The sequence below is a fragment of the Halomonas sp. DP8Y7-1 genome (genome assembly GCF_019801685.1).
Lineage (GTDB): Bacteria > Pseudomonadota > Gammaproteobacteria > Pseudomonadales > Halomonadaceae > Halomonas > Halomonas litopenaei_A.
In genome coordinates, this window is record NZ_JAHVIN010000005.1 from 856,803 (window position 1) to 878,814 (window position 22,012).

A 22,012-nucleotide genomic window follows, 5' to 3' on the forward strand; every position below is an offset into this window, starting at 1 on the left:
GTCCGCAGCGTCAGGGTTTGCATGGCCGCATGTCAGGCAGCCAGAACTGAAAAGCCCGGATCCACAGGGATTCGGGCTTTTCGCATCAGCGACGGGACAGACGAGAACGAGGTCGATAGGGATCGCCCGGCTCACGGAACAGCGATAGCAGCACCGCAAGGGTCATCACCAGAATGACGACGCTGACCGGCAGCGCCGCAGCGATCAGTGCTGTCTGCAGCGCAGAGAGCCCGCCGACAACCAGCAGCACCGCCGCCACCAGGCCGATGATGACGCCCCAGAAGACGCGGAACAGCTTGGGCGGATCGTCATCGCCCAGGGACAGAATGGTGGTCAGCACCAGGGTGCCCGAGTCTGACGAGGTGATGAACCAGCTCATCAGCAGGAACACCATCATCGCCGACAGCACCCAGCCGAATACGCCGGAGCCGACGATACCGTCTGCGGTGGCAAACAGCGCCGAAGGCAGGTCCCAGGCACGCACCATGTCCATGATGCCGGCGGAGCCGGCGCCACCGGCCGCGTTCAACTCCTGATGGATCGCATTGCCGCCGAAGATGACCAGCCAGATAAACGCCAGCAGGGTCGGCACCAGCAGCACACCGAGCACGAACTCCCGCAGGGTGCGGCCTTTCGAGATGCGGGCAATGAACAGACCGACAAACGGAGCCCAGGCGAGCCACCAGCCCCAGTAGAAAATGGTCCAGGCCTGTTGCCATTCGCTGGTGCCTGCCTTGTCGGCATACCAGAGCCCCATCGGAATTACTTCGGTGGCGTAGTCGGCCAGCGTTTCACCGAAGGTCTTGAACAGCCATAGGGTGGGCCCGCCGAACAGGAAGATGCCGATCACCACCGCCGACACCCAGATGTTGAGCACCGAAATGATACGGATACCGCGCTGGACACCGCTGACGACCGAGATGATCGACAGGGTCGAGATGACCGCAATCAGGGCCAGCTGAGTGGGCAGGCCATCACTGATGCCAAACAGCTTTTCCAGCCCGACGCCCATCTGGCTGACCCCGAGTCCGAGGGATGTGGCGACGCCAAACACGCAGCCCAGTACCCCGAAGATGTCGAACAGATGGCCAAGGGGACCAAAGATGCGATCGCCGATGAACGGATAGAGGGCTGACCGCAGCGCCAGGGGCAGTCCCTTGCGGTAGGCAAAGTAGGCCAGCGACATGCCGACGATGACGTAGATGGCCCAGCCGTGTAGGCCCCAGTGAAAGACGGTGACCCGTAGCGCATCGATGGCGCGCTCGTGGCCGATCTCGGTGGCCCCGGCCATGTCGGCATGGGGGTTGTTGGGATAGCCGAAGGCACTGGAGTTGTCGAGATAGAAGATCGGTTCGGCAACGCCAAAAAACAGAATGCCGATGCCGATACCCGCCGAGAACAGCATCGAGAACCAGGCAAAGTTGCTGAATTCCGGGCGGCTGTCATCGGTACCCAGGCGGATATTGCCGTAGCGACTGCAGACAATAAAGGCACAGACGACGAGCAGCGCGACCACGGAAATCAGGTAATAGCCGCTGAAGGTGCTTTCGATCCAGGTGCGGGCGGTGCCGAACACCACGCTTGCCGTGTCCGAACTAAGGCCGGTGAACAGCACAAAGAGCAGAATCAGCGCACCAGAGGTGATGGTCATGCCGCGGTGCATGCCCTGGAAAGGACCGCCCTGGTCGAGCTCTGTGACCATGTAGTCGGTGCCCATCACCGCATGGGGATTGTCGTCGGGGGGAGAGTCGGAAGACGCCGTGCTGGCGGCTGCCGTGGAGGGTGAATCTGAAGTAGCGATAGTCTCGTATCCTCTTGAGCCGGGCCACGGGCCGGCGATCCCGCTGTCACTCCAGCTACGAGCGACCTCGTGGCGCGAAGACTGAGAGCAAGTCATCGTGCCTGGACGTTGGCGAATGGGACGCACCAAGCTCGCTCGCCCGTATGGTAAGCGAGGGCCGGTGCGCGGTCGCAAACGCCAGCAATGCTGGAAAGAAGGTGGCGTCGGGCCACCAAAGCGTTGCATATCATACACTTTTTAGTGGCGGCCGTGGCGCAGGACATAGCTTGACGAGACGTCTCTGGGTGCGTCGACGCTACGTTTAGCCTCAAGCGCTCCACCATCGCTGCGCGTCATGGGGCCCGGGAGAACTGCCCCGGCGCTTCGGGTGCGGGCGCAGTTCATCCCTCTAGGAGTGGGTTGACAGTTACATTGCCCCCTACGAGTAGGCTATCGCTGGCTGAGTAGCTTCAAGTTATTGCGAAGCTCCTGTGGCACATCTTCGATCAATACGAGAGTGACCTCTTGCTCCCCACCTTGTGTACTCGTGAGACTGTCGCCCAGATAAGTGTTTATCTCATCCGGGGTCAACGAGTACATGGCCCCTGTTAATGGGTCGACGATTAACCAGCCAATCAATCCCCCAAAAATTAAGTTGCCTCCTACATACCAGCCGTTGGCATGGCTGGTAATCTCTATAGAGCGACTCTGAAAACCATCTTTACTGATGGTGACGACATAATCCTTTCCGCCAAAGTAGGAGCCGTCAGCCTTTTTGAGCGTTACACTGGTTGGCGTGCTTCCCTCGAAGACTTGCTTCCCCTTTTCGTCGACGATTGTAATGTCTGCATGGGCTGGAGCACTGTTGATGGTGATTGCCTGATCGCGATCACCAACGATACTGGCACAACCACTGAGCATCATGGCACTTGCTACAGCAACAGATAGTAGGGTACTCGTTCGTTTCACTTGGCGTTACTCCCGTGCGTAAATATTCATATCATTCAACAGAACGTTTTTATTTATTATTGAAGTCTGATGGTATGAAGCCCAACTGATGCCATCAAGCGGTCACTGTAATCTTGCTGTTCATTAGCGCGCGGGAAATAGAAAACCTTGCCGTATATCAGAGGTTGAGAAGGAACTTCTTAGTCAGAGGAGAGGAGTCGCTCACCGCAGGCGCAGGGCTCTCGACTCATCGGTGCGCCGCTTGACCCGGCCCGGAAGGTCATGTACGTTGCTAGTACCAACTAAACTACCAAAGACCCAATGTCTCTCCATAGCGATAGCACCCAAAAAAGCGACAGCGACAACTCCCGAGACCTCCCTAGCGGCGAGAACCTCGACCGGGATGCCCGAGCGCTCTATGACGCGCTCAATCAGTTGATTCGGGTCCACCAGTTTCGAGATCGAGATCGCATTTGCGGCTATGACCTTTCTGTGGCCCAGTGTTATGCCCTGGAGACTCTGGTCCATCAAGGGCCATTGCGCCTGCAGGGGTTGGCTAGCGAAATGTACCTGGACAAGAGCACGGCGAGTCGCGTGGTGGACGCCCTGGTCCGCAAGGGACATGCCGACCGGATCGCCGATCCGGCAGATCGACGTGCCGCGCTGATCCGGCCTACAGTGCAGGGAGAAGCGTTGTACCAGACGATTCGCGCCGACCTGATCGCCGAAGAGCGGGCAATGCTCGAAGGGCTCACTCCGGATATGCGTCGGGCGGCGCTGACCCTGATACGGCAGTTGACCCAGGCAGCGCATCGGCGCTGTGGTCCAGGCCCTCGGCCCTGAGTTGTAATGAGGACGAGACCTGAGTTTTTTTGTACGCATTGTTGGTACTGACAACTAATTTCGGATGTGAGGGCGCGTCCGCCAAGGTACCACTCTCTCAAGGAGCGATAGATGAATCAGACAAGTGGCAGGATCGCGATCATCGGAGGCGGTCCTGTAGGGCTTGCCGCCTGCGCCCACGCGCTAGCGCATGGACTCGATCCGCTGGTTATCGAAGCGGGCAAGGGCGTCGGTGAGCATCTGCGGCAGTGGGGGCATGTGCGAATGTTCACGCCCTGGGAATGCAACCTTGATGATCACGCTACCTCACTATTGAAGGCCAATGGATGGCTGCCGCCGGATGGCAATGCTTGCCCGACCGGGCAGGAGCTTGTGGATCACTATCTGGAACCTCTGGCGAATCTGCCCGAGTTCCGAGACCGCGTGTACCTGCAAAACCGCGTGCTGGGAGTGAGTCGGTCCGGTATCGATGTGCTGAAAGACAAGGGGCGCTTCGAGGCGCCGTTCGTGCTGAGGATCGAAGACCCCGATGGTGAGCGGGATCTGTTGGCCGATGCGGTTATCGATGCCTCCGGTACCTTTGGCCAGCCCAACTGGATGGGGGGGCACGGTATGCCAGCGCTGGGGGAGGCGCGACTGGCACAGAGGGTGACCTACGGACTGCCATCGGTGCTGAAGGAGGGGCGTGATCGCTACGCCAACCGGCGTGTACTGGTCGTCGGAGCCGGGCATTCGGCCTTCAATCTGCTACGTGATCTGGCTGAGCTCGCCAAGGCGGCTCCGGACACCAGGGTGCTGTGGGCAATTCGTGGAGATTCACCGGCCAGAATGTTCTGCGGTTGCGCCGACGATCCTCTCGAGGAACGCGGTCGGCTGGGGCTTGAGGTCCAGCTTCTGGTGAGCGATGGCAGGATCGAGGTCTATCCCGGGGTCAGGATCGAGCGACTTGAGGAACGGGCCGATGGTCTGGTCATCCAGGGTCAAGGGCATGGCTTGCCGCCGGTGGACGAGGTAGTCGTCGCTACCGGCTTCCGGCCAGATCTGTCGCTGTTGTCTGAGCTTCGCCTCGAGCTGGATCCCGCCACCCAGAGCCCGGTTCGTCTGGCGCCATTGATCGACCCCAACGTACATAGCTGTGGCTCGGTGCCCTCCCACGGCGCCGAGGAACTCCGTCATCCGGAGCAGGGGCTGTTTATCCTGGGCATCAAGAGCTACGGCCGTGCTCCCACCTTTCTGTTGAGGACCGGTTACGAACAGGTGCGCTCGGTGGTCGCAATGCTGGCGGAAGGAGCGGCACGAGGTAGCTTCGGCCATCGATAGAGCGACGATGCTTGCGAGGATAGCGAGGATAGCGAGGCTAGGGTACGTGCCCGACCGCATCGATCTGTCTGACACAGCCAGCCCCCGGTAGTTGAAGAATTACTTACCAGGGGCTGGTAGGTCCGGCGACGGTGTTTCAGGCGGTGGTCACTGGCGCCGAGCGTTGCAGCGTCAGCAAGGTGTCCTCGTCGCGCAGCCGGTACAGGGTGTAGCAGGCCGCCAGCATCGGCAGGGCGGCGAAGAACAGCATATGGCCAAAGGGGTCTGTCACCATGGCGGGAATCGTCACCAGCGTCGAGATGCCGTGAATGGCCAGCACGCCTGCGTACGTCATGCGCTTGTAAAGGCCCGCCACGAACGCCAGGATCAGGGCTAACTCCAAGGCGCCGAGCACCATCACCACGGTGGTGTCCACGCCCGCGACGCCGAAGTACTTGTCGATAATGCCGCTGCCCTGGGCTGGGTTGATGAATTTGCTTAGCGTCCACACCAGTAGCACCAGGAAGATGCCGACACGCATCGTCAGCAGCCCGCCTTTTAGTCCTGACATATCTGTTTCCTCTCCTTTCCTGAGGTCATTCCGCACGGTGGCGGTCACGAGATGGTGGTCTTGGCAGCCCGTTGGCAACCTGTCGCGAATGCGCAGCTGCACAGTCGAGGCCGCGCCGGTTTGCGTCGGCCGGTGTCGCAAATCCTTACAGACCTTGTCGGCGAGCATAATGCTGGGTCGGACAAGAGGAGGGGAGAAACGCTGTGAGCAGGGCTGTATGCGTGTCTGTAAGTAGGGCCGGGCTGAAGGTGGGGTGTATCGACGGGGGCTGCGCGATAGGCCGGGGAAGCCTGGCGATGGCCTTTTCTGCTCACCGCTTCTGCTTCCCCGGTCGTGCTGCGTCAGTCCAGGCAGGCGATGGCGCCGCTGACCAACGCTTCGATCCCGGTGCGCAGGGTCACGGGGTTGCCCGGAAAGTAGTGGGGAGAATGCGGCATCTCCAGGTGCCGCATCTTGTCTGCCACCGTGCTGCCCGGCGTTGCTGCCCAGCGCTCTGCCGGGGTGGCGCCGATGAACCAGTAGGCGCAAGGGATATCATCGCCGCCGAAGCCTCCCGCCTTGGCATCACCGAAAAGCGGAAAGTCCTCGCTGCCGTTGAGTCGGTGCATGTCGTAGAGCGCATCCTGGCCGAAATGCTCGCCATGGGCGCGGCGAAGGCGTTCGACCAGGCCCGTGTCGTTGTATAGTGCGATGGTGTCATTGATCACGCGAATATCCGGCGGGCGTGGACAGCGTCCAGCGTCGCATTCCGCGCGCACGATGCGCTCGATCGCTTCGAGCAACTGGCGGTGCAGGCTGTTGTCGAAGCTGCGGATATTGATGTCCAGCTCGGCATGGTGAGGAATGATATTGGACTGGGTGCCGGCGTGCAGCCGGCCCACCGTGACCACGGCGGTCTCTTCCGGCGGGACTTCTCGCGACACGATGGTCTGCAGCCGGGTCACCACGTGGGCGGCGATGACGACCGGATCGATGGTGTGAGCTGGCATCGAGCCATGGCCGCCAGCGCCATGAATAGTGATGGCCAGATTCGAGGCGGCGGCCATGGCACGTCCGGCAATGTGCCCGACGTTGCCGGCCAGTGCTGGCATATTGTGCTGGCCGAGCACGATATCCGGGCGCGCGAATCGGCGATAGAGACCATCCTCCAGCATCGCCTTGGCCCCACCGAAGATTTCCTCGGCGGGCTGGCAGATCAGCATCAAGGTCCCTTGCCACCGGTCGCGCATGGCGGCCATCACCGTGGCGGCGCCGACGATGCAGCTGCTGTGCAGGTCATGTCCGCAGGCGTGCATCAGCGGCACGCTGCCGCCGTCAGTGTCGGCGGTCTCCGTGCTGGCAAAGTCGACACCGGTGTCTTCCTTGATCGGCAGCGCGTCCATGTCCCCGCGAAGCATCACGGTAGGACCATCCCCGTTGCGTATCAGGGCCACGACGCCCGTGCCGCCGACGCCACGAGTGACCTCCATGCCTGGGGTGTCCCGCGCTACCGCCTCCAAGGCGTCGGCCAGGCGGGCGCTGGTCTGATGTTCCTGAAAAGGCAGCTCCGGGTGCTGGTGCAGCTGGCGGTAGAGCGAGCCGATACTCTCAAGCGTCTGCTCTGCGTGGGTGCGGATAGCCTGACTTAGGTCAGCGCTGATGTGAGTGGTCATGGGGCGTCTCCTTATGGATGTCACATCAGTTGGCGAGGGATGGGGTATCGGCGGCCGGCTGGATGAAGCGCTGACAGGCGGTGACCATCAGCACGTTGAGCAGCATGGCCCACAGGCCGGAATGCCAGCCCAGTGGCGAGGACCACACGAACTCCATCAGCAGGTAGGCAACGCTTCCCGCCATGGCGCCTGCCAGGACGCTGAGGCGTCGTAGCGTCGGCAGGAAGACCGCGCCCATTACCATCGGCAGCAACTGGACGATCAGCCCGTAGGCGACAAGTAGCAGCATGACCAGTGACGACGGGTTGGCCAGCGCACAGGCGTAGGCAACCAGTGACAGCCCCACCACACTCCAGCGGGTGGCACTGACCACGGTCTTTTCACTGGCGCCGCGCATGACCGTCGGGCCCAGCACGTCTCTGACCAGTACGATGCCTGCGGTGTGGGCCAGGTTGGCCCCGGTAGACATGGCGGCGGCGAGCGCGCCAGACAGCATCACACCGATGACCCAGGGCGAGTAGTCGGCCACGTCAAGGACGAGCTTCAGCAGGACCGTATCCGGTCGCGCCAGCGGTTCCTCGGCAAACACGATGATGCCCGCAAAGCCGATGAACAACAGAGGAACCAGCAGGTAGGCGTAGAGGGGATAGAAGACGCTGACCTTGCGTAACGTGCGACCGCTGTCGGCGGAATAGAACTTCATGAACAGATGTGGCCACATGGCGCCGCCGAAGGCACTGACGAGGATAGCGGTGCTGAAGTAGCCCCAGCCCATGTTGGTGGCGCCGGGCAGGGTCAGGTATTCGGGAGCGCTCTGCTGGATCTGGCTGAACATCTCGCCGACCCCGCCATAGAGGCGCTCGGAGAGGCTGATACCCAGGTACCAGGCAATCACGATCATCATGATGCCCTGCAGCAGGTTGGTCCAACCGATGCCCTTAAGGCCGCTGGTGAAGACGTAGGCAGCGACCACGATAAAGGCGAGCAGCGCACCAAGCCACAGCGGCACCAGGCCATCGGTGGCGGCCTGGAACAGCATGCCAGCCCCGGCGATCTGGATGGTCAGGTAGGGCACCATGGCGGCGACGCCGATGATGCCGGCGATCATGCCGAGGGGTTTGCTGCGGTAGTGATGGGCGATCATGTCGCCCTGGGTCAGGTAGCCCCGCTCTCGTCCCAGTTTGGCGACCCTTGGGCCAAGCACCCAGATCGAGATCGGCACCAGCGCCAGATAGGCCAGGATATAGAGGGCTGGCGCGCCCCTCTCATACGCCCAGCCGGGGGTGCCGAGAAAGGCGAACGCCGAGAAGATCTCGGCGCCAAGGATGAAGAACAGAATGATCACCCCGACGTGGCGACCACCGGCCACGTAGCCTTCGAGGCTGGAGCTGTGCTGACCACGGGCGCGGATGCCCACCCACAGCACTACGCCCAGGTAGGCGAGGGTGATACCGACGACGATGAAGGCATCATTCATGGCGATCCCCTCCGTGTCGCACTACAAAGGCGATCCACATGCCGGCGAACAGAATCAGCATCCACAGGATGTACCAGAAGAACAGGAACGGCAGGCCCAGTACCATCGGTTCAATGCGGTTGGCGATCAACGCGCCGGGCCAGATCATGGCGAGCGAACACACGGCGAAGTGCAGCCCGGTCAACAGGTGAAAGGTCTTGTTCATGGAACGTTCCTTGGCCTTGGGGGGCGCGGGAAGGGTGCTGCGCATGAGCGTTTCCCGGTGCCGCCTGCGGGCGGTTATTGAAATTGTGCCTTTACTATGGGATAGCTCTTTCGATACAAAAAATATGGCTTTTTGATAGCAGCAATATCGATATGGCATGGGAGCGGGGTGATTGCCGTCTCCGTCGTCAGCGCCGTCTAACGTCGAGGGAGGCATTAACGTCATGGAGTTCCGACAGCTGAGCTATTTCGTGGCGGTGGTGGAGGCCGGGACGATTACCGAGGCCAGTCGCCGGGTGCATGTGGCGCAACCGGCGCTGACTCGCCAGATTCGTTTACTCGAGGAAGACCTGGGCACCCGCCTGCTGGACCGTCACGCCAGGGGCGTCCGACTGACCATGGCCGGGCGTGCGTTGTATGAGGAAGCTTTGCTGTTGCTGGATCAGCGTTCGCAGATCAAGGCCCGTCTTACGGCCTTGGGCAGCGGTCGCACGGGCACATTGCGCCTGGGCATCACGGTGGCCCACCTATGGGTGCCCGAAGTGGCGCGGATGATGGGGCAGTATCGAGCGCAGTATCCGGGCGTGGCCTTTGAGGTCTTTCCCTTGCTCTCTGGCCCGCAGCTAGAACGGTTGTGCGAAGGCACGCTGGACGCTGGCGTGGTGTATCTGGATGGGCCGGACTATCCCGGGCTCGACACCTTGCCGCTGAAACACGACAGCCTGGTGCTGGCGCTGCCGGAGTCCTCTCCGTGGGCCAAGTGCCCGCCCCAGTGTCTGGCGGACCTGCAGGAAGAGGACTTTGTGTGGGGCTTTCGCAGCGCGTCGCCGATGTACTACGACCGCATGCTGTCGCACTTCAAGCGCCTGGGCTTTGCGCCACGAGTCGTCCAGTACGGCGCCGACAACATCACCATTCTCAGCATGGTGGCGGCAGGTCTGGGCTTTGCCATCGTCACCTCAGCGAGTCGGCATCACCCCTTGCCCGGCGTGCGCTTTGTCAGGTTGCCCGAGCTCGATCGCTGCGATATGCCGCTGTGGCTGGCATGGCGCCATGGCAATGACTCACCGACCCTGTGCAACTTGATTCAGCAGGTACAAGCCGAGCTATCGTCCGGGGCCTGATGGTTCGCGTCCCTGTTCTGGCGCCCCGGTTCTGGCGCCCTGGTTCTGGCGCCCTGTTCTGGCGCCAGCGCGGTGGGGGCTGTCCGAATAGCTGCCGAGTCAAGGCACGAGCAGGCCTGCGGTATGTCTACTGGGGCTACGGTGCTAACGGTGAGGGCTAGCCGTTTTCATAGATGAGGAGGTGCCACCCACAATGGGCAAGGTAGGCTCTGTTTATTGATGCTCATTCAAATGATTTTGTTTCTCATTCTTGACTTTGTATGACCTAATCCCGAGAATTTGGTTGCTCTGCGAACCATCACAATAACCAGACTCCATAACGATTTCTCGGGATGTATCACATGAACACTTTGCTCTACCGTTTCGTGGGCCGGGCGGGGGCCTGTCCGCGTGCGCTGACGGCCGTCTGTTGCCTGGCTCCGGTGTTGTCGTTTCCGGCACTGGCACAGGAAGCCGACAGCGATGCCAAGGATGAGGTCTATCGGCTGGCGCCCATCATCGTCAATGCCAAGGCGGTGGCTGACGATGATGCCAACGCCATTGTTGCCCAGGAGCTCTGGGTCGGTGGCAAGGTTGCCACCAGTATTCTGGATACTCCCGCATCGGTCTCGGTGATCACCCAGAAAGAGATCGAGCAGCGTAATGCCAGTACCACCGAAGAGGTGCTGCAGTACACGCCTGGCGTCATCACCGATTACTTTGGCACCGATGATCGCAACGACTACTTCCAGATTCGCGGCTTCCAGGCCACCACGTATCGGGATGGCATGACGCTTGGGTCGATGCGTGGTGTCAGAGAAGAGCCGTTCGCCTACGAGCGTATCGAGGTGCTGCGGGGGGCCAACTCCACGCTGTTCGGGCCGGCCGACCCGGGTGGATCGGTCAACTTTGTCACCAAGCGCCCGCGCTTCGAGCGTTTTGGCGAGGCCTACGCAAGCTACGGCTCCTTCGACCACCTGGAAACGGGCGTCGATTTCGGTGATGTGCTGGATGACAGTGGCACCCTGGCGTATCGGATTACTGGCAAGGTGCAGGACAGCGATCGCGAATACGACCACTCCCGCGACGACAACGAGTTTGTCATGGCAGGGCTGGCCTGGGAGCCCACCGACTTCACCACCACCAGCCTGATCATCGATCACCTGGATCGCGATGACACACCCAATAGCGGCGGTTATCCACTGGACCGTGACTACTCGCGTGATGAGTTCTTCGGTGAGCCGGACTTCAATTACCACGATGTAGAACGTACCAGCGCGACCGGCCAGTTTACCCATGATTTCGACAATGGCCTGGTACTGCGGGGCAACCTGCGCTATAGCGATCTGTCCGATGACTTCGGCTACATCTATCTGACCGATTCCGCAGCTCGCACGGGCTCCATCGTGGACCGCGACTACTTTGGCACCGATACCGATGCCCACGAAGTGATCGGTAACCTGATGGTGCAGTACGACGCCAGATTCGATGGTTTCGACAGCAGTACACTGGTGGGCACCGAGTACCGAGACGCCTCAACCGACGATAGCTCCATCTATGGCGATTCACAGCCGATCGACCTGTCCAACCCGACCTTCAGCGGCGGGCCGTCCAGCCTCAACGTGTATAGCACCAATGACCAGGACTATGAGACCCGCTCGGTCTTCCTGCAGCAGAACCTGTCCTTCGACGATCGCTTCATCGTCACCGCAGGGGTACGCAATGACGATATGGACCTGTCGAGCAAGGGGGTGTCCTGGGGCGCCGCCTTCGACGACAGTGATGATTTCTCGGAAACGTCCTTCCGTGGCGCCTTGACCTATATCATCAATGAAGAGCTGTCTTCCTATGTCAGCTACGTCGAGTCGGTGGCACCGCCTTCCATCGGTGTGACGCCCGAGCGTGGCGAGCAGTATGAAGTGGGGCTGAAGTACGCTCCGATCGGTACCAACGCCCTGTTCTCGGCATCGGTGTATGACCTCAACCAGGACGACATCACCATCGCAGTGGTCCAGGACAGTGGGATCATCGAGCGTGAAACCATCGGGGAGTCGCGGGTAAGGGGACTGGAGCTTGAGGCCAAGGTAGAGCTTTCCGACAACCTCAGCGTGATCGGCGGCTACTCTTACATGGACTCTGAAGTGGAGCGTGGCACGCTGCGCGACGGCAGCTCCATCGAGGGCAACGAACTCACCACCACGCCGGAGCACATGGCCTCACTATGGACTCACTACACGCTGCCTGACCTGAACATGAGCGTAGGGCTTGGGGCGCGCTATACCGGTGAGTACTACTTTGATACCGCCAACACCATCAAGAGCGAGTCAGCGACCATCTTCGATGCATCGTACAGCTACCAGTTCGTGCAGAACACTGACCTCTCTCTGCATGTCAGCAACCTGTTCGACGAGAAGCACGTGGTCGGTTCCGGGACGGCGGATTACTACAACCCAGGACGCGAGGTGACCGCCAAGCTCAGCTATCGCTGGTAAAGGCTTACCTCGACGTTGTCGTGTGATATGCCGTACTCGTGAAAAAGGGGCACCGTCTAACGGTGCCCTTTTTTGATGATGTATGATGGGACAGCGCGCCACGAGACGTTGGAATCAGCGAGGTAGTAAAGAGAAAGAGGATGGTGCCAGAAGATGATGCTTGCCTGCCGTAACGGTCAGAGATGGGATGTTGTGATAGTGTCTCAATAGCTCCTATGAACGATTTTCTTCATCACGTCCTTGTGACGAACCTCATGAGTAGCCGTGGTGAGTGGAAAAGCCCTCCCTCGCCGTCAATGTCCTGGGCTGTTCAACAATGTTCCGCGACTGTGCCGTTGTTGGTAAGCCATGTTCTTGAATCTTTGCCGACGGCGCCATACCAAAAAAAGTGTATGACATGATGTTGCTATGATGCTCTAGCCTTCCTCTGCAATGTGAATGCAGTTTCCATTTAGAGGAAAAGCGATGCCACTTTTTTCCGTTTCCAAGTTGAATGTTGAAGATGCAAAGGCACTGACCGTCACGGCATACGAACTCGCGCTATATTCTAATTCTGCTGATGATGACGCTGGCTTCTCGGCGGTTGATGTGCTCGAAACCATTAACCATGTATCAGGGCCGGCACTGGAAAGTGAGCATAAAATACCATCCGGCTGGCGTGAAGTGTCCGCTGCTGAGCTAGGGCTTTCTGCTTCCATTGTTGATAAAGACGGTTACATCACACTGAGCAGTCCTTTGCTGGGAGGTGTCTCGGGAGGGCCACAGCTGAAAGTTCTTGCGGAACATGACTCGCTAGGTAATATCAGCCGTGTCTGTGTCTCCTATGCCGGCACCAATAATCCGGTAGATATTGTCGACTATTTTTACTTGAATGAGGGCAATCAGATTGCCGACACCATGGAGCCGGTGTTGGCAAGTGTGGCCAGTTACATGAGTGCACATGGCTTGAGTGGAGACGATGCCATCATTACCGGCTACAGCCTGGGCGGAGCCCTGACCAATATTCAAGCGCGCTTCTCTGGTCAGTTGGCAGATGGCTTCTTTGCAGAGAGCAATTACATGGGCTATGCATCGCCCTTCATTTTTGAGGCTGATAATGTCCTGAATGTCGGGTTTGAAAATGACGCGGTGTATCGCTATGTGGGGGATCACGAGGACCTGGAGACGGCCATCGGCAATCTTGATGGCGCCTTGGAGAACAATGATGGCAACTACTCAAGCTCCGTAGATAACCTCGTTATATTTGATGATGTTTATGCCAGTCTGACACTTTCCCTATCGAATCACTCCGTGCTAAATCCCTTTGCATGGAGTGCCCATCTTAGTGGAAGGACTGCCGATCTGGTTTCGCGAATCGTTTCGTCGTCGTTCTACGAGTGGATGAGCCAGGATAGTGTGGTCGTGGTTGCCGCGCTGGGTGAAGATGCCAGAGGCATCTATTGGGTGGGCGACATCTGGTCGCCGACGTCTGACCACTATGGTGATCCCGCCTTTATCGTGGGGAGCCACTTTGCTGACCTGCTGGCTGGCAGCGCTGCCAACGATTACATCGATGGCCTGGCTGGGGACGACCGGATACGCGCCTCCAGCGGATACAACCGGGTAGAAGGGGGAAGCGGTGACGATGCTCTGATTCTCGAAGGACGGGGTAGTGATTACGACGTCTTCAAGCTAGATGACGGTAAGGTGGCGGCATTGGGTAACGGGGGGCTGACCATCGCCCAAGGTATCGAGACGATCGAGTTCACCCGCGGTGGTGGCTGGTTCCACTCTGGTCCAGGGGTCAACTATGTCGTGCAGGACTCCCACCTTGAAGACGCATACAAGTTTTCCTGGTTTGACCGCGATATTGCCTACAGCAAGGCCACGCTGGGTGATGCTGGGGATAACGTGATCAAAGGAAAGGTCGTTTTTGCTGGCGCTGGCAACGATCACCTGAGCGGAACTTCGGGTCAGGACGTCCTGGTCGGCGAGGAAGGTCGCGACTGGCTCAATGGCGGTGGCGGCAGTGACCTGCTTTACGGCGGGGAAGGCAATGACGTGATTGTGCTGTCGGCCGGAAACGATCGTGCCAATGGTGGGACTGGGCAGGACCTCTTCGTGGTGAAGGACGGTGCTGCCATGCACGCGGTGATCGAAGACTTTGCGCTGGAAGGGGAGCAGAAGGATATTCTCGATCTGCGTGATGTGTTGTCGGACGATGCTGCCTTCGAGCGTTCACTGGTTCAGGTTGGCGATGACAGTGTCGTGCACTTTGCGGGGGGCACGGTCAGGCTGGAAGGCGTCGATGCAGCGTCGCTGATGCATGGCGCGGTGTTGACGGGGCAAGTCGACTTACCTGACGCGCTCTCCGTCGTCTGATAGGACGCCTGCGACCGCTCGGATCCGCCGAGCGGTCGTCAGGATGGAGGCGACGCCAATGGCGATGGCTATGCCTAAGCGCAAGCCAAGCGGCCTAGCTATCCACGCCCGCCTGGTGATCTTCGTTCACCATCTCGCTTGCGACCTGTCGCAACACTTCCTGATAGTTCTCAACGCCCTGGGCCCCGGTGACCAGGTAGCGGCGGTTGAACACCATGGCAGGTACCCCGCTGATGCCCTGTTGTTGCCAGAAGGCCTGGCGCTGGCGTACCGATTCACCGCGCTCGCCCGACTCGAGTATTGCCACGACCTCATCGCGGTCATGGCCAAGATCCGCCGCCACATCGGCCAGCACGTCGATCTGGTGAAGGTCGCGGCGCTCGCTGAAGAAGGCGCTGAACAGGGCCTGCTTCATGCGGTGGCCTTCGTCTGGCGAACGCTGCTCCGCCCAGTCGATCAACTGGTGGGCGCGGAAGGTGTTCACCATGCGCATGTCATCGGTGTAGTGGAAGGCAAAGCCGAGCTCGGCGCCCATCTGGGTGAGCCGTTCCCGAGCCGCTCGTGAGTCCTCTTCGCTGGTGCCGTACTTGGCGGCGATATGCTCGCGCAGGTTTTCGCCTTCCTCGCCCATCTGCGGATTGAGCTCGAAGGGGTGCCAATGGACGTCGATATTGATGCCGGTCTGACGCGACGCTTCGGCGAGCTGACGATAGCCGATGACGCACCAGGGGCAAACCACGTCGGAGACGATGTCGACGGTAATCGTGGCGTCGGTAGTGTGGTCGCCGCGACGGCTGTCGGGGTGAGCAGTCATATCAGTCTGTGCTCCTGAAAGGATCGAGTACGGCGTTGGTCGTTAGCAGAGCAATTACCTTACACCCCGCAGGTCCTTGAGGACCACCACACGCAGGCGGCCGTAGTGTCACTTTCCGGGCGGCTGGCCTGCCTGATGCCCGATAGATGAGATGCCCCCTCAATGTGAAGCCCGACAGAGGAAATTCCTGATAGGTCGGGTGCGCCGGGAGGCGATAGCCGATAGCGGACGAGGCCTATCGGCCAGCAGTCCAACCCTCGCAGTAAGTCACTTGTGCCTATTGTCACGCACAAGAAAGGTCAGCAAGTACGGCGCGCCCAGTACGCCGGTGACAATGCCCACGGGGTAGCGCGCTGGGAGCAGGTGTTGGCCGATAAAGTCGGCCGCCAGTACCAGCAGCGCGCCGACCAGCATGGCCGGCAGCAATACTGAGCCCTGGTGCTGGATAAGGCGAGCAGCGATGGGACCGCTGAGAAAGGCGACGAAGGCAATCGGTCCCGTCACCGCGGTGGCAAAGGCGACCAGGCCGACAGCCGCCACCACGACGACCAGGCGCAGCAGCGATAGGCGAATACCGAGGCCGCGCGCCACATCATCTCCCATGCGCATGACCTCAAGATGGCGCGCCAGACACAGCAGGGGAATGCCAAGTAGCGCCAGTGCCAGCAATAGCGGGAGACCTTGGGCCAAATGCACGCTGTTGAGGCTACCTGCCATCCAGCGCAGCGCTTCCTGCAGTGACCAGGCCGGTGCTTGGGTGAGCAGATAGGCGATAGCACTCTGCAGCATCGCGGAAAGGCCGATACCCACCAGAATCAGGCGAGTGTCGGCGATCCCCTTGCGCCAGGACAGCAGGTAGATACACAGCGCCACACCGAGCCCGCCGATGATGGCCATGAGCGATACCAGTGCCCCGCTGAGGGACAGCCCGATGATCGCGAACACCGCACAGGCACTGGCGCCGGTACTGATGCCGATCACGTCCGGGCTGGCCAGGGGGTTGCGCAGCATGGTCTGAAAGGCCGCACCACCTAGCCCAAAGCAGGCACCGGACAGCACGGCGACCAGGGCTCGTGGCGCACGCAGTTCCCATAGAGTGAAGGAGGCGCCAGCGATGTGCTCTCCAGAGAACACCGCCAGGATGGTGGCGGGCGACAGATAGGACTGCCCGAGCATCAGGGTGATGGCGACGCCTGACATCACCGCGGTCACCAGGGCGACGATAATGCGCGACCGCCGTCGGTCTGAAGGGGCGCTGGATAGCGATGCGGTTGTCACAGTGACCTCAGCTGATGGCGACGAACGATCGCAATGAAGACAGGGCCGCCCACCAGGGCGGTGACGATGCCCACGTCGAGTTCCGCCGGGCTGACCAGCACGCGGCCTAAGGTATCGGCCAGGGTTACCAGCAAGGCGCCGCCAAGGGCCGAGAGCGGAAGCAGCCTACGGTAGTCGCTACCCGTCATCATGCGCAGGGCGTGTGGCACCACCAGTCCGACGAAGCCGATGGGCCCGCAGGCGGCCGTGGTGGCTCCGCACAGCAGGATGGCGCCCGATGCCGCGAGCCAGCGCGCCTGGGCAACCCGTTCACCCAATCCTGTGGCGGTATCATCGCCCAGGGCCATCAGGTTGAGTCGGCGCGCCGAGCTGAGCGTCAGGATCATGCCAAGCACCATCAACGGCAGCACCGGCAGGATGCGATCGAGGGTGGCACCGCCAACGCCGCCGATCAGCCACGAGTGCAGCAGTCCGGCGATATCTGAGCGGGGCAGGATGATGGCCGAGGTGAGCGATGCCAGGGCGGCGGACATGACGGCGCCACTCAAGGCCAATCTCAGCGGCGTGGGGCCGCCGCGGCTGAGGCTGGCAATCAGGTAGACGACCAGTGCGCTGATGGCGGCACCGAGAACGGCGACCCACAGATACTCGGCAACATGCTGCATGGCAAACCAGGCAATGCCGATGACTACCGCCAGCGAGGCGCCGGCGTTGACCCCGAGAAGGCCTGGATCCGCCAACGGGTTGCGGGTCAGGCCCTGCATGCCGGCTCCAGCCACCGCCAGTGACGCACCTGCCAGGATGGCCAGTAGCGTGCGTGGCAGGCGACTGGCCACGGCGGCTTCTGCCATGGAGTCGACGCTACCGTCGGTCAGGCCCAGCAGGGTGGTCCAGCCGGTGTCCCGGGTGCCAATGCCGATGGATAACAAGGCCGCCGCCACGAGGGCGGCGGCGAGCCACCAGGTCAATGCACCTGGTGGCGTCACGCGATGGAGGCTCATGCCAGAACGCTCACTCCTGCTCACGTTTCAAGGCGGCCTGGGACAGCTGGTCGACGTAGGTATCGAGCACCCAGGGTATGGACAGCGGGGTAGGGTTGGCGGCAGTGCCTTGCGGATCGTTGCCCAGCAGCACCAGCGCATCCTGCTCGACCGCTGGCAGCCGCGAGGTCAGCATGTGTTGGTTGAGCCGGTCCACCAGTGGCTGACCGCCATAGGTGACAATGATATCCACGTCGGCAATGTCATCGATACGCTCTGCGCTGATGGAGCCGCCGAAGCGACCGTCTACCGAACTGTCCGTGACGAACTGAGGTGATGTCAGGCCGAGCTCGTGAAAGAAGCGAACCCGCGCGTCGTTGTCGTTGTAGAAGTTGATTTGGCTCAGGTCGGTGGGTTTGATGTGGCTGATCAACATCGCGCTTTTGCCCCTCAGCTCCGGGTGTGACGCGATCTGTTCATTGACCTGGGCCTCCAGGCGCTCGATCAGCGCCTCGCCTTCCTCCGCCATTCCCATGCCGGCACTGTTAAGCCGGATCATGTCACGCCAGCCCGATGACCAGGGCGCCTCGGGATAGGCGACCACCGGGGCGATCTTGCTGAGGGTGTCATAGTCGGCCTGACTCATTCCCGAGTAGGCCGCGAGGATGACGTCAGGACGGCTCGCCGCCACCGCCTCGAAGTCGATCCCATCGCCTTCGTTGTACAGCGTGTAGGGGCCTGCATTCAACTCGTCCAGGCGCTCTTCCACCCATGGCTGGATGCCATCGCCGTCGTCGTCGCCGAAGGACATGGCAGCAAAGCCCACCGGCACGACGCCAAGTGCCAGAGGCACTTCGTGGTTGGCCCAGGAGACCGTGGCGATCCGTTCGGGCTGTTCCTCGATCACGGTGACACCGAGTGCGTGCTCGATTTCGATCGGGTAGTCGTCGGCGAGCACCGGCGGGGCGATGGCCATCAGCAGGCCAAGGGACAAAGGCGCGTGTCGCATGAACATCTCATCTTCCTTCTGGCGGTAGTCGCCGGCGAGCATGCGCCAGCGTGACAATCGGGAAACGTGGGACGGGCGCCGGAGGAGGCGCCCGTCGTCGACCCTGATATGACTTAGAAGTCGTAGTTCAGGCTCAGCAATGCGCTGCGGGGTTGGCCGTAGATACCCTGGCTGTAGAAGCCCAATTGAGAATAATACTCTTCATCAAACAGGTTGGTTACATTGAGCTGCGCGCTCAGGTTCGCGTTGATGCGGTAGCGCGCCATGGCATCGGCAACGAAGACATCGCCTTGGCCAATCTTTCTGGTTCCCAGCGGAGTATCGTTGTCGCGATAGGTATCGCCCTGCCAGCGGGCGCCGCCGCCTACGGTCAGATCCGACCAGCGTCCCGGCAGTTGCCAGCTGGCAAAGACCTTGGCCTGCTGGCGCGCATAGCTGGTATTGAGCTGATTGCCGTCGGCATCCTCGGCATCCACCAAGGCATAGCTGGCGGAAAGGTTGACGCCTGCGGCAACTTCACCGGCAATTTCCACCTCGAAGCCTTCGACCTCAGCACCATCGGTGGTGGTATAAGCCTGATCGGTGGTGCCAGCGACAAAGACGCCGGGAATTTCCACGGCCAGGTTGTCCTGCTGGCTCTGGAAGACGGCGAAGGACAGGTCGGCGCGGTCGTCGAACAGCTCTGCCTTCAGCCCCAGTTCGTAGTTGATGCCCTCCAACGGATCCAGCAGCGCGCCGCTGGGGGAGCGCTCGCTCTGGGTGTTGAAGATCTCGGTGTAACTGGCGTAAGCGCTGAGATCATCGGTGATATCAACAATCAGACCCGCATAGGGAGTGAGCTCGTTGTCATACTCGTACTCCCGTTCGCCGCGATAGTCCTGATCGATCTTCCAGTCGGTCATGCGCGCGCCGACGATAAAGTGCACCGGGTCCGCCAGCGAGAAGCGAGATACTGCGTAGTAGCCGGTCTGCTCGGTCACCGTATCATCGGTCAGTCCCCACTCACCCCAGGCGGGCTCGGCCAGCGCTGGGTCGTTGCGGTCGCTGAAGCTGCCCAGTGCCGGCACATCACCGGCCGGGCCGCGGCTGCGAATTTCGTAGTCTTCGTTAAGGTCCATGTAGCCGAAGCCCAGCTGGTGCTCGCGACCGAACAGTTCGAACGGGCCTTCCGCGCTGAGGTGCAGGTTCTTCTGGGTACGGTCTCCGCGATAGTCGAGCAGGTAGGACTCAGTGGCGTAGGAGGGCGTGTAGTAAAGCACGCCGGTCTCGCGGTCCGGGTAGCCGCCACGGTAGTTATAGGTAAGGCCGTAGTTGGCGTCGCCGTAACTGTAGGCGGCGCGGGCCTTCCAGCCGCTGTCGAAGTGGTGGGTCAGGTCGACGAAACCACGCGTGTTCTCGGTAAAGAAATTGGCCCACTCGGTGTTGTTGGCGGTAGAGCGGTCGTAGTCGGTGCGTCCGCCATCCAGGTAGTACTGAGGCACACCGATGTAGGCGCCATCCTGATCATAGTGCTGATACTCGACCCCGAGGGTGAGTTCTGTGCGGTCGGTCAGCTCAGCGGTAAGAACGCCATAGAGGGTCTCCCGGTCGTGCTCGACATCATCCATGAAACTGTCGGAGCGGTCCTTGGCGGCGACAAAGCGCACGCCGACTCGGCCTTCACTGTCCAGAGGCGTGCTGACGTCGACCACGCCACGGCCACGGTCCCAGCGACCCACCGCCGCACTGACGCTGCCGGCGGCCTCATCCAGCGGCTTCTTGCGCACGAAATTGACCGTGGCAGAGGGATCGCCGACCCCGGTCATCAGTCCGGTGGCGCCGCGTACGACTTCCACTCGGTCGTAGATGGCGGCATCCCACTCGGCATCGCCGAAGGGCCAGAACGGACTGGTGTTGCTCTGAAGTCCATCGAACTGGAAGTTGCGGATGGAGTAGCCGCGGGACTGGAAGTTGGTGCGTGTGCCATCCAGGCGAATGGCCGATACCCCCGGGAGCCGTTCGACCGCTTCGGTGGTGCTGGTGATCGCCTCGTCATCCATCTGTTGGCGAGTCAGAAAGCTCATTGACTGGGGCGTTTGACGAGGCGTCAGCGTCAGGCCGCTGGCACTGGCGCTGGATTCGACCCGGTAGGTGTCGCTCAGCTCGGTAGTGGGGCGCAGGTCCTCTCCCACCACGGTGATACTGCTTAGCTGCTCGGTGTCTTGAGCGAACGTCGCACTGGAGATCGGCAGCAGGGTGCCAGCGGTAAGGCCGATAGCCACCGTCAGAGGGTGCAGGCGAGGGCGTGAGAGGTGAAGGGCCGCGTTGGAGCGAGCGTGGTGTGCCACTGTGTCAGTTCCCTGGAATGTATTTATGAATGCGAATTATTACTGTTTTTGTTTTTGCGCGTTTATGCACAACGCCACGCTTGCTATGCGGCGTGCCATAAATGAGCGTCGCCGGGGAACGTTTCCTGGAAATCGAGAATGGGGGAGCCGACGAGCGGGGAGAAGCAGGGGATCGTCGGATATCAGGCCTTTATCGTGTAGGGCCCCCTAGGTCAGGGCTGAATCCATCCGTTGAGGGAAATGATGGGCCCAGTGTTTACCGCGCAGACGTCGATGCACCTTGGGGGAGGTGAGACGTTGGAGCCGGTCGCCGTGCGGGGACATCGTCGCGCGGAGATGGAAGGGCGACTTCCTTTGCTCGCGTGAGCGGTAGCAGGGTGGTGCGTGAGAGTCAGCCAGCGGGGATAGGAGAGGCTAGGACAGGGTAAGGCTTGCACAAGGTGAAGCTTTGATAGCGTGACGACAGGTGACGCTCCTGTCGATGTATCGGCACCTTTATTGAAAGATAACTTTGCTCCACGTTAGGCAGGTTGGACATTTCAGTTCTGGCTCAGTAAGGTATGTGTCTTGCGTCGCATGGAGATCTGCCTTTTTCGCCGGAAAAGCACGCCAAATGGATTTTCTGTCGACGTACTAAACATAAAATGTTGCTGGTGTTATCGAAAGTTCCACTGGAGATTTCTGATGAGGTAAGTGAAAAACTCGACCAATTCCAGGTTGGGTTTTCGCGTTATTTCTTGACGAAACCTCCCGTTGAAAGGTTCGTGTCGTTTCCTTGTCGATATAGAGGATGAACATGTCGCCTCATTACTCCGACCAGGGTCGTTGCATGCCCCGTCGACCTCCTCCCTCCTGCCCTTAGGGAGTGGTGCCA

At 60.6% G+C, this 22,012-nt stretch carries 16 protein-coding genes; 5 read left to right on the plus strand and 11 right to left on the minus strand.

Features of this window, described 5'->3' with window-relative positions:
• Window positions 1–85 precede the first annotated feature (85 nt).
• Together KUV41_RS09055 and KUV41_RS09060 are read right to left on the minus strand one after the other, a co-directional pair.
• Window positions 86–1,897, minus strand: a complete 1,812-nt coding sequence (locus tag KUV41_RS09055) for a BCCT family transporter (RefSeq protein ID WP_224851779.1) — start codon at window positions 1,895–1,897, stop codon at window positions 86–88.
• Window positions 1,898–2,230: 333 nt separating this feature from the next.
• The gene (locus KUV41_RS09060; protein ID WP_315900567.1) at window positions 2,231–2,749 is read right to left on the minus strand and encodes a hypothetical protein; all 519 of its coding nucleotides are present in this window, start codon (window positions 2,747–2,749) and stop codon (window positions 2,231–2,233) included.
• A 300-nt stretch (window positions 2,750–3,049) separates the two neighbouring features.
• On the opposite strand from KUV41_RS09060, the gene KUV41_RS09065 reads away from it, so the two are divergent.
• Window positions 3,050–3,571: a MarR family winged helix-turn-helix transcriptional regulator gene (locus tag KUV41_RS09065; protein WP_222485654.1), complete on the plus strand. Its 522-nt coding sequence runs from the start codon at window positions 3,050–3,052 to the stop codon at window positions 3,569–3,571.
• A gap of 111 nt (window positions 3,572–3,682) precedes the next feature.
• On the plus strand, window positions 3,683–4,891 hold the full coding sequence (locus KUV41_RS09070) for an NAD(P)-binding domain-containing protein (RefSeq protein WP_222485656.1): 1,209 nt from the start codon (window positions 3,683–3,685) through the stop codon (window positions 4,889–4,891).
• 136 nt (window positions 4,892–5,027) lie between these two features.
• On the opposite strand, the gene KUV41_RS09075 is transcribed toward KUV41_RS09070, so the two are convergent.
• The 4 genes from KUV41_RS09075 to KUV41_RS09090 form a co-directional block, all read right to left on the minus strand.
• On the minus strand, window positions 5,028–5,441 hold the full coding sequence (locus KUV41_RS09075) for a hypothetical protein (protein ID WP_222485658.1): 414 nt from the start codon (window positions 5,439–5,441) through the stop codon (window positions 5,028–5,030).
• Between the two features lie 341 nt (window positions 5,442–5,782).
• Entirely contained in the window at window positions 5,783–7,093 is a 1,311-nt protein-coding gene (locus tag KUV41_RS09080) for an amidohydrolase (RefSeq protein ID WP_222485660.1), read from the minus strand.
• A gap of 25 nt (window positions 7,094–7,118) precedes the next feature.
• A complete protein-coding gene (locus tag KUV41_RS09085) occupies window positions 7,119–8,570 on the minus strand; it encodes a sodium:solute symporter (protein ID WP_222485662.1) in 1,452 nt (483 codons plus the stop codon).
• Window positions 8,563–8,820, minus strand: a complete 258-nt coding sequence (locus KUV41_RS09090) for a DUF3311 domain-containing protein (protein ID WP_261395965.1) — start codon at window positions 8,818–8,820, stop codon at window positions 8,563–8,565. Before KUV41_RS09090 ends, KUV41_RS09085 begins: the two co-directional genes overlap by 8 nt.
• A 178-nt stretch (window positions 8,821–8,998) precedes the next feature.
• Between KUV41_RS09090 and KUV41_RS09095 the strand changes: the two genes are divergently transcribed.
• From KUV41_RS09095 to KUV41_RS09105, 3 genes are all read left to right on the plus strand, one after another.
• Window positions 8,999–9,898 carry a LysR family transcriptional regulator gene (locus tag KUV41_RS09095; RefSeq protein ID WP_222485664.1) on the plus strand — a complete coding sequence of 300 codons (900 nt, stop codon included), beginning with the start codon at window positions 8,999–9,001 and terminating at the stop codon, window positions 9,896–9,898.
• Between the two features lie 341 nt (window positions 9,899–10,239).
• Entirely contained in the window at window positions 10,240–12,369 is a 2,130-nt protein-coding gene (locus KUV41_RS09100) for a TonB-dependent siderophore receptor (RefSeq protein WP_222485666.1), read from the plus strand.
• Between the two features lie 465 nt (window positions 12,370–12,834).
• Window positions 12,835–14,730 (plus strand): calcium-binding protein, encoded by a 1,896-nt coding sequence (locus KUV41_RS09105; RefSeq protein WP_222485668.1) that lies wholly within the window; start codon window positions 12,835–12,837, stop codon window positions 14,728–14,730.
• A gap of 94 nt (window positions 14,731–14,824) precedes the next feature.
• Here the strand turns inward: KUV41_RS09105 and KUV41_RS09110 are convergent, their stop codons facing one another.
• The 5 genes from KUV41_RS09110 to KUV41_RS09130 all read right to left on the minus strand — a co-directional run bounded on the left by KUV41_RS09110 (window position 14,825) and on the right by KUV41_RS09130 (window position 21,138).
• Window positions 14,825–15,544 (minus strand): DsbA family protein, encoded by a 720-nt coding sequence (locus KUV41_RS09110; protein ID WP_222483824.1) that lies wholly within the window; start codon window positions 15,542–15,544, stop codon window positions 14,825–14,827.
• Between the two features lie 267 nt (window positions 15,545–15,811).
• On the minus strand, window positions 15,812–16,822 hold the full coding sequence (locus KUV41_RS09115; protein ID WP_315900568.1) for a FecCD family ABC transporter permease: 1,011 nt from the start codon (window positions 16,820–16,822) through the stop codon (window positions 15,812–15,814).
• Window positions 16,819–17,823, minus strand: coding sequence for a FecCD family ABC transporter permease (locus KUV41_RS09120; protein ID WP_222485670.1), 1,005 nt, complete (start codon window positions 17,821–17,823; stop codon window positions 16,819–16,821). The genes KUV41_RS09115 and KUV41_RS09120 overlap by 4 nt, the downstream gene beginning before the upstream one ends.
• Before the next feature lie 10 nt (window positions 17,824–17,833).
• Window positions 17,834–18,817: an ABC transporter substrate-binding protein gene (locus KUV41_RS09125; protein WP_261395966.1), complete on the minus strand. Its 984-nt coding sequence runs from the start codon at window positions 18,815–18,817 to the stop codon at window positions 17,834–17,836.
• 107 nt (window positions 18,818–18,924) lie between these two features.
• Window positions 18,925–21,138 carry a TonB-dependent siderophore receptor gene (locus KUV41_RS09130; RefSeq protein ID WP_222485672.1) on the minus strand — a complete coding sequence of 738 codons (2,214 nt, stop codon included), beginning with the start codon at window positions 21,136–21,138 and terminating at the stop codon, window positions 18,925–18,927.
• Between the last annotated feature and the right edge of the window lie 874 nt (window positions 21,139–22,012).